The organism is Stenotrophomonas sp. AC248, assembly GCF_979258185.1.
Window position 1 is genome coordinate 3006739 of record NZ_OZ409840.1, and the last position, 11764, is coordinate 3018502.

Annotated in this window: 11 protein-coding genes and 1 tRNA gene; 3 read left to right on the forward strand and 9 right to left on the reverse strand. The window is 66.7% G+C overall.

Annotation, left to right across the window (positions count from 1 at the left end):
* Window positions 1-81: 81 nt before the first annotated feature.
* The 7 genes from ACZ0AE_RS13755 to ACZ0AE_RS13785 form a co-directional block, all read right to left on the reverse strand.
* Window positions 82-834, reverse strand: a complete 753-nt coding sequence (locus ACZ0AE_RS13755) for an NADH-quinone oxidoreductase subunit C (protein WP_038687235.1) — start codon at window positions 832-834, stop codon at window positions 82-84.
* A 32-nt stretch (window positions 835-866) separates the two neighbouring features.
* On the reverse strand, window positions 867-1421 hold the full coding sequence (locus tag ACZ0AE_RS13760) for a NuoB/complex I 20 kDa subunit family protein (RefSeq protein WP_038687233.1): 555 nt from the start codon (window positions 1419-1421) through the stop codon (window positions 867-869).
* Window positions 1412-1768: an NADH-quinone oxidoreductase subunit A gene (locus ACZ0AE_RS13765; protein ID WP_038691968.1), complete on the reverse strand. Its 357-nt coding sequence runs from the start codon at window positions 1766-1768 to the stop codon at window positions 1412-1414. Before ACZ0AE_RS13765 ends, ACZ0AE_RS13760 begins: the two co-directional genes overlap by 10 nt.
* Window positions 1769-1881: 113 nt before the next feature.
* A tRNA-Leu gene (locus tag ACZ0AE_RS13770) sits at window positions 1882-1966 on the reverse strand.
* Window positions 1967-2030: 64 nt separating this feature from the next.
* Window positions 2031-2471, reverse strand: a complete 441-nt coding sequence (gene secG / locus ACZ0AE_RS13775; RefSeq protein WP_038691966.1) for a preprotein translocase subunit SecG — start codon at window positions 2469-2471, stop codon at window positions 2031-2033.
* Window positions 2472-2526: 55 nt separating this feature from the next.
* On the reverse strand, window positions 2527-3282 hold the full coding sequence (tpiA, locus tag ACZ0AE_RS13780; protein WP_038687231.1) for a triose-phosphate isomerase: 756 nt from the start codon (window positions 3280-3282) through the stop codon (window positions 2527-2529).
* A 677-nt stretch (window positions 3283-3959) separates the two neighbouring features.
* On the reverse strand, window positions 3960-4895 hold the full coding sequence (locus ACZ0AE_RS13785) for an isopenicillin N synthase family dioxygenase (RefSeq protein ID WP_038687229.1): 936 nt from the start codon (window positions 4893-4895) through the stop codon (window positions 3960-3962).
* Window positions 4896-5093: 198 nt separating this feature from the next.
* On the opposite strand from ACZ0AE_RS13785, the gene ACZ0AE_RS13790 reads away from it, so the two are divergent.
* The 3 genes from ACZ0AE_RS13790 to ACZ0AE_RS13800 are packed head-to-tail and all read left to right on the forward strand — an operon-like array spanning window position 5094 to window position 8996.
* The gene (locus ACZ0AE_RS13790) at window positions 5094-6959 is read left to right on the forward strand and encodes a sulfatase-like hydrolase/transferase (protein ID WP_463601384.1); all 1866 of its coding nucleotides are present in this window, start codon (window positions 5094-5096) and stop codon (window positions 6957-6959) included.
* Window positions 6960-6988: 29 nt separating this feature from the next.
* Window positions 6989-8155, forward strand: coding sequence for a glycosyltransferase family 4 protein (locus ACZ0AE_RS13795; protein ID WP_448134116.1), 1167 nt, complete (start codon window positions 6989-6991; stop codon window positions 8153-8155).
* On the forward strand, window positions 8142-8996 hold the full coding sequence (locus tag ACZ0AE_RS13800; protein WP_463601385.1) for a polysaccharide deacetylase family protein: 855 nt from the start codon (window positions 8142-8144) through the stop codon (window positions 8994-8996). Before ACZ0AE_RS13795 ends, ACZ0AE_RS13800 begins: the two co-directional genes overlap by 14 nt.
* A 218-nt stretch (window positions 8997-9214) precedes the next feature.
* Here ACZ0AE_RS13800 and glmM read toward each other — a convergent pair whose 3' ends face one another.
* Together glmM and accD are read right to left on the reverse strand one after the other, a co-directional pair.
* On the reverse strand, window positions 9215-10579 hold the full coding sequence (glmM, locus tag ACZ0AE_RS13805) for a phosphoglucosamine mutase (protein WP_038687224.1): 1365 nt from the start codon (window positions 10577-10579) through the stop codon (window positions 9215-9217).
* Entirely contained in the window at window positions 10579-11463 is an 885-nt protein-coding gene (accD, locus tag ACZ0AE_RS13810) for an acetyl-CoA carboxylase, carboxyltransferase subunit beta (RefSeq protein ID WP_038687222.1), read from the reverse strand. The genes glmM and accD overlap by 1 nt, the downstream gene beginning before the upstream one ends.
* Between the last annotated feature and the right edge of the window lie 301 nt (window positions 11464-11764).

The window sequence follows — 11764 nt, forward strand, 5'->3', positions numbered from 1 at the left end:
TGCGGATTTCCTGGCGCAGTTCCGCCGGGTTGCTCGCAAAGGCCTGGTGGGCCTGGGGTTCACGCTTGCTCAGATCAGCACTCACTTTACTGCCTCCGTCTGCGCGCTTTCGCCGGCAGCGGTCTGGAAACGGGCATCGTCACGGATCACGCGCGGCACGCCGACGCGCGGCTCCACCGAGGTCACCGGTTCGTAGATCACGCGCTTCTTTTCTTCGTCGTAGCGCACTTCGACGTTGCCGATCAGCGGGAAATCCTTGCGGAACGGATGGCCGACGAAGCCGTAGTCGGTCAGGATCCGGCGCAGGTCCGGGTGGCCTTCGAAGATCACGCCGAACAGGTCGAACGCCTCGCGCTCGAACCAGTTCAGGCCCGGCCATACATCGGTCAGCGAGGCCACCACCGGCAGTTCCTCATTCGGCGCAAAGCAACGGATGCGCATGGTGAGGTTGTGCTGGTAGGAACGCAGCTGGGCGACCACGGCGAAACGCTGCAGCGGGATCGGCTGCGGCTGGGCGCCATCGCTGGTTTCGCGGGTGGGGAATTCACCCCAGGCGAAACGGCCGACGGACTTGCCCTCGACGCCACGGCTGAAGCCCTGGGACGACACATCGGCCGTATCCCATTCGTCGCTGCCGTAGCCGAGGTAGTCCAGGCCGCACAGATCGACGGCCTGCTCGAAACCGAATACGTCGCGCAGCGCCACAGCCGTGGCATGCCAGTCAGCGGCGGGCACTTCCAGCGTCACTTCGCCGCGGGGTTCGACCACGAAGACCTGCGCACCAGCAAAATGTGCGGAGAGTCGGTCGATGAAGGAAGGTGCTTGCTCTGCCATGGGGGCTTGGCGTGCTCTAGTCAGGAGGGAGGTCAGCGGGCGATGGTCTGCGTACGCCAGATCTTCTTCTGCAACTGCAGGATCCCGTACACCAGCGCTTCGGCGGTTGGCGGGCAACCGGGGACATAGATGTCCACCGGCACCACGCGGTCACAGCCACGAACCACTGCATAGGAGTAGTGGTAGTAGCCGCCACCGTTGGCGCAGCTGCCCATGGAGATGACCCACTTGGGGTCCGGCATCTGGTCGTAGACCTTGCGCAGGGCCGGGGCCATCTTGTTGACCAGGGTACCGGCCACGATCATCACGTCGGACTGACGCGGCGACGGGCGGAACACCACACCGTAACGGTCAAGGTCCAGACGCGCGGCGCCGGCATGCATCATTTCGACCGCGCAGCAGGCCAGACCAAAGGTCATCGGCCACATCGAACCGGTACGTGCCCAGTTCAACAGCGCGTCGACGCTGGTGGTCAGGTAACCCTTTTCCAGCAGCGGGTTGTCGCCCTCGGGGCGCAGGATGTCGTCGACCCGCCCTTCCGGGACCGGGTTGTTCATCAGGCCGTCGAGCGTCTGAATCACTCCCATTCCAGCGCTCCCTTCTTCCAGACGTAAATGAAACCGAGGAAAAGCATGCCTACGAAGAGGCCCATCGTGACCAGCGAGCGTGCGCCCAGTTCCATGAAGACCTGGGTCCACGGCACGATGAAGATGATTTCCAAGTCAAATACGATGAACTGGATCGCGATCAGGTAGTAGCGCACATCGAACTTCATGCGCGCGTCCTCGAAAGCCTCGAAGCCGCATTCGTACGGCGAGAGCTTTTTCAGATCAGGACGTCGTGGACCGAGGAATCGGCCAACCAGCATCAGCGAAACGCCGATACCGGTGGCAACGATCAGAAACAGCAGAGACGGCAAATATTCGGCCAGCACAGCGATTCTCTCTTGCCTCTGCCGCGACGCCTGCAGGCGTGTTGGCATGGGGGAGTGGACGGATACCGCTACCTGGCGCTTTGCGCGCCAGACGAACCCGCTTACAAACAAAATGGTGCCCAAGAGGGGACTCGAACCCCTACGACCTAAGTCGCTACCACCTCAAGGTAGTGCGTCTACCAATTCCGCCACCTGGGCTTACGTTCGCAAGGAGGGGTTTCCCTATCGGATTCCCTCAGTGCGCCGCATATTGTAACCGTCTTCAGCGAGTCTGGGTGCCTTCCGAAGGCTTTTCTTCACCAGATTTCGGCGTTTCCGCCTGAGCCGGCACAGTAGCCTGCGGAACCGACTGCTGCACAGCGGTTTCCGGGGCCTTGGGCACGGCCGGCAGCTCGCCTGCCGGGGCGGCCGGGGTCGTTGCGACCGGGGCCGACATCAAACCAAGATCCTGCTGGGTGGCCGGGCGCGAGCCATGGCTGGCGTACCAGGCCATGAACAGGCTGATGCCGAAGAACACCACGGCCAGCCACTTGGTCGACTTGGACAGGAAGTTGGACGCGCCACGCGCGCCAAACACCGTGCCCGAGGCGCCGGCGCCGAAACCCGAGCCTGCGGCAGCACCGGAACCACGCTGCATCAGGATGAGCGCGATCATGGCGACGGCCACCAGCACGTAGACCACATTGAGGATCAACATCAGCATTTCGAATCCGTCCTCGGACATGTTCGTGCCGGCGGTTGGCCGGCAACATTACTAATTAGCGCCCGGCCGCCGCAGTGGCGATGGCCAGGAAGTCCGCGGCGACCAACGAGGCGCCGCCCACCAGCCCACCATCGACATCGGGCTGCGCGAACAGTTCCCCAGCGTTGTCGGGCTTCACGCTGCCGCCGTACAGGATCGGCAACGAATCGGCGATTCTAGCATCCAGCTTGGCCACTTCGCCACGGATGAACGCATGGACCTGCTGGGCCTGCTCCTTGGAGGCGGTGCGGCCGGTGCCGATGGCCCAGACCGGCTCATAGGCGACAACGGCGTGCTGGAAGCCGGCCGGGCCCACCAGGGCAAGCACCGGGGCGAGCTGGGCGGCGATGACCTGCTCGGTCTGGCCGGCCTCGCGCTGCTCCAGGGTTTCGCCCACGCACAGCACGGGCGCCAGGCCGGCATGCAGGGCGGCGGCGAACTTGCGGGCAACCAGTTCGCTGGTCTCATTGTGGTACTGGCGGCGCTCGGAGTGGCCGACCAGGCCGAACCGGGCCCCGACTTCGGCCAGCATGGCGGCGGAGACCTCACCGGTGTAGGCGCCCTTTTCGTTGGAGCTGACATCCTGCGAGCCGAAGGCGATGGCCCGGCCCTCAAAGGCTTCGACCAGCTCGCCCAGGTACGGCAGCGGGGGCAGGATCACCACCTCGACGCCATCGACCGGCAGGCTGGCGACCAGGTCGCTGACCAGGTCGGTGGCGAATTGGCGACTGCCATGCAGCTTCCAGTTACCGGCGACGATCTTGCGGCGCATGCGGTGCTCCTTTGGGTATCAGCCGGCAATGATACCGGATGAAACGAAACGGCGCGGTTGCGAAAACGCTTACATTTCAAATGGATATTGGTTTGGGGATGCGAACGGCGTGGATTCCTTTGCTATCGGGTTGGGCTGGCGCGGGTGGGCTGGCGGGACACGCCGTAAATCCATCCCTGGAGGCTCGTGGGCGCCATCCATGGCGCCCAACGGTCCCGCCAACCCACCCACACCAGCCCCCGACAGTTGGCCGGTTCGCATGGGAGAGCGGTGGAGCGTGCCGACCAACGGTCGGCACCTACCCATCCCCACACCCCATCACCCATCCCCAATCCCCAGTCACCCGTAGCCCGTAGCCTCAACCATCCGCAGACCCAAAGCACCAGCAGCAAGCCCGCCCTGCCCTCGGTTCCGGTCACAGCAATCTGTGAGGTCGGGCGCTGCCATGCCTCGCCGGGACCTTAGGCAACATGGATGTTGCCTAAGAGCCCCCATGGATGGGTTCACGGCGTGTCCCGGCGGGGCATGGCAGCGCCCGACCAACCGACAGCAACCGACCAGCCGGCCGTTGCCGTTGAAGTTGCCGTTGAAGTTGCCGTTGAAGTTGCCGTTGATTTTGACGTTGAATTTGACGTTAAAAAGAAGAAGGCCGCCTTCCGGCGGCCCCCCTCCCAACATCATTTCAGCTTGATCTCGCGCAAACGCTCTTCCAGGAAACCATGCGCCGTAATCGGCTCCGGATAGCGGCTCGGGTTCTCCGGCGTGATGCAGGTCGGCAGCACATCGATCAGGAAGTCCGGATTCGGATGCAGGAAGAACGGCACCGAATAGCGCGGCTGGCGCGCCTGCTCGCCCGGGGGATTGACCACCCGGTGGATCGTCGACGGATACACATGGTTGGTCAAACGCTGCAGCATGTCGCCGATGTTCACCACGATCGTGTCCGCGTCCGAAGTGAACGGCACCCACTTGCCCTCGTGCGACTGCACCTCCAGCCCCGCCGCGCTCGCGCCCACCAGCAACGTGATGAAGTTGATGTCGCCGTGTGCACCGGCGCGCACGTTCGGAATGTTCTCGGCGGTGATCGGCGGGTAGTGGATCGGGCGCAGGATCGAATTGCCGTTGTTGGTCTTGTCCGCGAAGAAATCTTCCGGCAGCCCGATGTGCAGCGCCAGCGCCGACAGCACCCGCGACCCCAACTGGTCCAGCGCCTGATACAGCGCATAGCCACGCTCGCGGAAGTTCGGCACCTCGGACGGCCACAGGTTCGGCGCCATCACGTCACGGTACTTCGAGTCGTCCGGAATCTCGCGGCCGATGTGCCAGAACTCCTTCAGGTCGAAGTGCTGCGAGCCCTTGGCCGTCTCCACGCCGAAGGCCGTGTAGCCGCGCGCCCCGCCGCTGCCTGGCACGTGGTACTGGCGCTTGGTCTCTTCCGGCAGTGCGAAGAAGGCCTTGAACACCTCGTAGGCGGCGTCGATGTCGGCCTGCGGGATGCCGTGGTTGCGGATACCTGCGAATCCCCATTCGCGGTAGGCCGCGCCCAGCTCGGCAACGAAGGCGTCGCGGTCACTGTCGAAACGGGTGATGTCGAGGGTCGGGATCTGGCTCACAGCGGTTCCTGGCTTGTTCGGATGGGTCACAGGCCATCTCACTGGCCCGGCTGAACATTGTGCCAGATCCGCCACCCGGCACTGCCGACACAAAGATACAAACCGATACAATGCGCCCGCCCTGTTGCCACAAGCAGGGTGCCGACGCAGCCGCCGCCACGTCCCCCGTCCCCTTTCACTGCGCCGCCGACCCGCTCCATGCCCCTTTCCCTGCCCGCTGATGCCCTCTCCCCGTCCACGCGCTGGCAGCGCCTGGCCTGGCTGAGCCTGTTCACCGCCCTCAATGCCGGCGCCGCGATTCTCATCGCACTGGGCAACACCCCGCTGGGCGACAACCCCGGTGGCGGGCTCGGGCTGGCCTACCTGAGCGTTGCCCTGCCCGGCCACTTCCTGGCGCTGGGCGCGGGGGTATCGCTGCTGCCGCTGCTGCTTGGGCTGGGCCTGCGCGCACCGCGCGGCCTGCTGGTGAGCGCGGTGGTGCTGCAGACCCTGTGGCTGTGCCTGCTGCTGGTGGATGCCAAGGTGTTCGCCCTGTATCGCTTCCACCTCAATGCCATGGTGCTCAACATGGTGTTCGGCGGCGCACTGCAGGACCAGGTTGCACTGTCCTGGCAGACCTGGCTGCAGGCCGGGGCCGTACTGGCCGCCGTGGTGCTGGCCGAAGTGCTGCTGGCCTGGGCCTGCTGGCGGCTCATCCCCGGCGCGGCGCGGCGCCGCACGCTGCTGCTGGCCTGGGCCGCCGGCTTGGTGCTGATGACCTGCGGCCAGGTGGCCACCGCCTATTACGATGCCCGCGGCGAACGTGCGGTGACCAGTCAGTGGGCGTACCTGCCCTGGGCGCAGCCGATCACCGCCAAGCGCCACATGTACCGGCTCGGCGTGCACAGCCTGCCCCAGGCCAGCCTGCCCGACCCGCGCCACAGCCAGCTGCAGTACCCGCTGCACCCGTTGCGCTGCCAGAGCAACGTGCAGCCCAATGTGCTGGTGGTGGTGATGGAATCGCTGCGCCATGACGCGCTGGACGCCACCACTATGCCCAACACCTGGGCACTGGCCGCGCAGTCCGAGCAGTTCACCGCCCACTACAGCAGCGGCAATGCCACCCGCTACGGCCTGTTCGGCCTGCTGTACGGGCTGCCCGGCGGCTACTGGGACAGCATGCTCAGCGAGCAGCGCGGCTCGCAGCTGTTCGACGTGCTCCAGCAGCAGGGTTACGACCTGCACCTGTATGGCAGCGCGCCGCTGCACAGCCCGGAATTCGACCGCACCGTGTTTGCCCAGGTGCGCAACCAGCTGCACACCGCGCCGTCGGCACTGCCGGTGGCCGCGCGCGACCGGCACATCATCGATGCACTGCGCGCCGACATCGCCCGGCCCGGCAAGGGTCACTGGTTCGGGTTCGCGTTTCTGGACAGCACCCACGCGCCCTACCACCTGCCCAAGGACTACCCGCCGCTGGCCACCCCGATGGCGAGCCATATCGACTTCCTCGCGTTGGACGAGGATCACGTGCCGGTGCCCGAGCGCAACCGCTACCGCACCGCCGTGCACTACGCCGATGGCTTGCTGGGCGAGCTGATGCAGACCCTGCGCGACAGCGGCCAGGCCGACAACACCATCGTGCTGGTCACCGGCGACCACGCCGAGGAATTCAACGACCTCGGCCTGAACTACTGGGGCCACAACGGCAACTTCTCCGATTACCAGATGCGCGTGCCGTTCGTGCTGCATTGGCCCGGCCGTGCGGCCGCCCGGCACACCGGCAACACCAGCCACGAAGACTGGGTGCCCACCCTGATGCGCCATGGCCTGGGGTGCGAGAACGCGCTGGCCGATTTCAGTACCGGCCGCGACCTGTTCGACCCCGTGCCGGCCGACCGTGCCCTGCTGGTGGAAAGCTGGTCGCAGCGCGGCATCCGCCATGGCGAGCGCACCTACGTGTTCGACAAGTTCGGCAACGCCACCACCCTGGACCGCCAGTACCTGCCGGTGGCCGACCAGCAACCCGATGCCGCTGCGGTACGCGCGGCATGGGAAGCGCTCACCCATTTCCGCCGGCCATGACGGCCGCGCCCCGCCTGGAACGTTCATCGATGAACATGCCTTCCACTACCCCGCCCCTGAAGATCCTGCACACGGAAGCCGCCAAAGGATTCGGCGGGCAGGAGATCTACATCTACCGCCACATGCTGGCCATGCGCGAGCGTGGCCATGACGTGTCGCTGCTGTGCCAGCCCGGTGCACGCCTGGGCACCATCGCGCGCGAGGCCGGCTTCACCGTCCATGACCTGAAAATGGGCGGCCTGCTGCGTCTGGTGCGCGGGATCTGGTCGGTGCGGCGGCTGGTGCGCCGCCATGGCTTCGACGTGGTCAATACCACCAGCCGCCGCGACAGCCTGATCGCCGCCGCCGGCGCGCGGCTGGGGCGCACGCCGCTGGTGGTGCGCTCACGCCACCTGATGAGCCCGGTCAACTCGCTGCTGACCTATACCGGCCTGCCGCACCGGGTGATGACGGTCAGCAGCTTCGTCAAGCAGCTGCTGGTGGCGCGCGGGGTGGACGACCGCCACGTGGGCATCGTGCCGCCGATCGCGGTGCCGCCGGAGTGGTCGAAGATCGACTGCGAAGATCCGTGGCAATGCGTCCAGGACACCCGTGCCGAGGTGCGCCGCGAGCTGGGCTTTGCCGACGACCAGATCGTGGTGGGCTGCGTGGCGGTGCTGCGCGAACCCAAGGGCCACGTGGACCTGCTGCGCGCGATTGCGCCACTGTGCCGCCAGCATCCCAACCTGCACCTGGTGATTGTCGGTGACGGCCAACCGGTGATGGGCCGGCTGGAGGCGCTGCGCAGCGAACTGGGCGTGGCCGCGCAGGTGCACCTGCTCGGCTACCGACACGGTGCGTGCCGCCTGATGGCCGGTTTCGATATCTTCGCGCTGGCCACGCATAAGGAAGCGGCCGGTACGGTGTTCCTGGAGGCGGCCCACGTGGGCGTGCCGGTAGTGGCCACGCGCGTGGGCGGGGTGCCGGAAATGGTGCTGGAAGGCAGCAATGCTATTCTCGCCCCACTAGGCGACCAGGCGGCCCTGACCCAGGCGTTGCAGACCCTGGTTGACGACCCCGCGCAGCGTCGGCGCATGGGGCGCGCCGGTTGGGAATGGATGCGCAGCGCGCAGCGCTTCACCCCGTCGGGGCATACCGAAGCGACCGAACACTATTACCACCAGTGGTTGAAGGAACTGGGCCATGGCCAACGCTAGATCCGTGCCGGTATTGATGCACCACCACGTATCGCCGTCGCCGGGGATGATCACGGTGTCGCCGGAGAATTTCGAAAGCCAGATCGCGTGGTTGGCCCACAACGGCTGGACCTCGCTGACGCTGGCGCAGTACGCCGACTTCCTGGCCGGCAAGCCGGTGCCGCGCAAGTCGATCGTGATCACCTTCGACGACGGCTACCTGGACAACTGGGTGTACGCGCACCCGATCCTGCTCAAGTACGGCATGCACGCGGTGGTGTTCGTGGTGACCGGCTGGATGGGCGAAGGCCCGGTGCGCCCGCATGCGGGGCAACCGGGGGTGACGCTGCCGCCCACGCCTGACCATCGCGGGTGCGAAGCGGCCATCCTGCGTGACGACCGTACCGACGAGGTGATGATGCGCTGGAGCGAGGCGCGCGCGATGATCGCGGCCGGCACCTTCGAAGTGCATTGCCACACCCACTCGCATACGCGCTGGTTGAAGCAGGACATCACCCGCGAGCAGAAGTGCGAGGGCATCACCCGCGACCTCTCGATGGCGCGGCTGGTGCTGCAGCAGCAGTTGGGCGAGGTGTCGGACACGCTGTGCTGGCCCTACGGCGATTTCGATGCGGACTACCTGCCGATCGCGCGTGCACAGGGCTTCAAGTACCTGCACACCACGCACCCGTTCGGGCGCAACGTGGTGGGCGGCAATCCGGAGCACATCTACCGGTTCGCGATCCGCAACCGCCCGGCCAGCTGGCTGCGCAAGCGCATCGCGTGGAGTTACAACCCGTTGATCGCGCCGGTGTTCAACCGCTTCAAGGCGAAGCAGAAGAAGATGGTGCCGGGGCCGTAAGGCCCGGGTACCGCCGGGCTCTGGCGCGGCCCGCATCCGGTATGCGCTGGCTCTTGCGCAGCCGCGTAGCGCCGGGCTCTGCCCGGCTTGCATCCTGCATGCGCTGGCGTTGGAGGCGCTTCAGCCGGGCAGAGCCCGGCTCTACGTGACTGCTCAACGCAGCCCACCGACGGTGGAGAAGCCGACCAACGGTCGGCTCTACCGCGCGGTGGCCGTTCTCAGGCGGCCGCCGCCTTCACCGCGCCGGACAGGTTGTCCAGCGTGGACTGCATCAGCTCGGCGGTATCGGCCTCGACGGTGACACGCACCACCGGCTCGGTACCGGACGGACGCAGGAACGCGCGGCCGCGGCCCTTCACCGCCTGCTGCGCGGCGACCAGCGCGGCCTGCACGGTATCGGCCTGCACGATGGCCTTGGCCGAGACGTCGCCCAGCCGCACGTTCACGGTCTTCTGCGGCACCCGGCTCAGGTCCTGCAGCGAGGCGCGCAGGGTGCGGCCTTCGCGACGCAGCACTTCCAGCACCTGCAGCGCGCTGACGATGGCATCGCCGGTGGTGGCACGGTCCAGGCACAGCAGGTGGCCGGAGGCTTCGCCACCGAGCACGCCGCCGCCTTCCACCAGCGCCTGGTGCACGTAGCGATCGCCCACGTTGCTGCGCACGAACGGCAGGCCGAGACGCTCCAGCGCCTGCTCCAGACCGAAGTTGGTCATCAGCGTGCCGACCACCGGCCCGCGCAGGCGACCATTGCCCTGCCAGGACGCCGCCAGCACGTACAGCAGGTCGTCACCGTCGACCGGGTTGCCCTGGTCGTCGGCCATCAGCACGCGGTCGCCATCGCCGTCGAAGGCGATGCCCAGATCGGCACCGACCTCACGCACCTTGTTGGCGAGGTTGTCGATGTGCATCGAGCCGACGCCATCGTTGATGTTCACCCCGTTGGGCTCGGCACCGATGGTGACCACCTCCGCGCCCAGCTCGCGGAACAGCAGCGGGGCGATGTGGTAGGTGGCGCCGTGCGCACAGTCGAGCACGATCTTCAGCCCGCGCAGGTCGAAGCTGCGCGGCACGCTGGCCTTGCAGAATTCGATGTAGCGGCCCACCGCGTCGCGCGCGCGCATGGCCTTGCCGAGGCGGTCGGATTCAGCGGTGGTGAAATCGCCGTCCAGCGCTGCTTCCAGGGCCAGTTCGGTGGCGTCGTCGAGCTTCTCGCCATCGGCGGAGAAGAACTTGATGCCGTTGTCGTAATGCGGGTTGTGCGAGGCACTGATGACGATGCCGGCGTCGGCACCGAGGGTGCGGGTGAGGAACGCGACGGCCGGGGTCGGCATCGGGCCGAGCAGCTGCACGTCCACACCGCCGGCCACCAGGCCCGCCTCCAGCGCGGCTTCGAACATGTAGCCGGAAATGCGCGTGTCCTTGCCGATCACCACCACCGGGCGGTGCCCGGGGCGGTGGCCATTGCGTTCAGTCAATACGCGGCCGAGCGCATTGCCCAGGCGCAGCACGAAATCGGCGGAGATCACGCCTTGGCCGACGCGGCCACGGATGCCGTCGGTCCCGAAATACCGGCGCGCACCCATCAGGCGACCTCGTCGGCAACCGGCGCCGGCTGGCGGCCGAGCATGGCCAGCAGGTCGGACAGTCGTTCCCGCATTTCGCGGCGGTCGCAGATCTGGTCGATGGCACCGTGTTCGAGCAGGAACTCCGAGCGCTGGAAGCCTTCCGGCAGTTTTTCGCGCACGGTCTGTTCGATCACGCGCGGGCCAGCGAAGCCGATCAGCGCCTGCGGTTCGGCGATGTTGATGTCGCCCAGCATCGCAAACGAGGCCGAGACGCCGCCGGTGGTCGGGTGGGTCAGGACCGAGATGTATGGCAGGCCGGCCGCACGCAGCTTGCCCAGTGCGGCCGAGGTCTTGGCCATCTGCATGAGCGAGAACAGGCCTTCCTGCATGCGCGCGCCGCCGCTGGCGGAGAAGCAGACGTACGGGGCGCCGATTTCGACGGCCTTTTCAGCGGCCAGCGAGAAGCGTTCGCCGACGACCGAGCCCATCGAGCCGCCCATGAAGGCGAAGTCGAAGGCGGAGGCGACCAGCGGGCGGCCCTTCATCAGGCCCTGCATGGCGATCAGGGCGTCGTACTCGCCGGTGTTCTTCTGCGAGGCCTTGATGCGCTCGATGTACTTTTTCTGGTCCTTGAACTTGAGCAGGTCGGTCGGGCCCAGCCGCGCACCGATTTCGGTGGTGCTGTCGGCGTCGAACAGGGCGGCCAGGCGCGCGCGCGCGCGGATCGCCATGTGGTGGCCGCACTTGGGGCAGACTTCCAGGTTCTCTTCCAGCTCAGGTCCGTACAGTGCGCTGCCGCAGTTGCTGCACTTTTCCCACAGGCCCTCGGGGACGCTGCGCTTTTTGCTGGGGACGTTGTCGGTGCGGATGCCAGACGGCATCAACTTGCTGAGCCAACTCATGCGGGATGCTACTTCCGTTCAGGGCGGCCCGAAGGCCGCAAAGGCGGACAGTCTAGCTCAGGCCCTCCCCACCCGTGCACCCCCTGCGGGGTGCGGCGGCGGACGGTAAAACCGTGCTGTGACGTATGTTTAGGAGCGGGCGACGACGGTCTCCGGCCGGGATTCCGATGCTCTCACGGCAACACCAGCGCCTTGGTCGTGTCGCGGGAGGCAGGCGGGCAGCCGCACCTGGGACACGCACGTAAACCCATCCCTGGGGGCTCGTGGGCGCCATCCATGGCGCCCAACGGTCCCGGGCGCG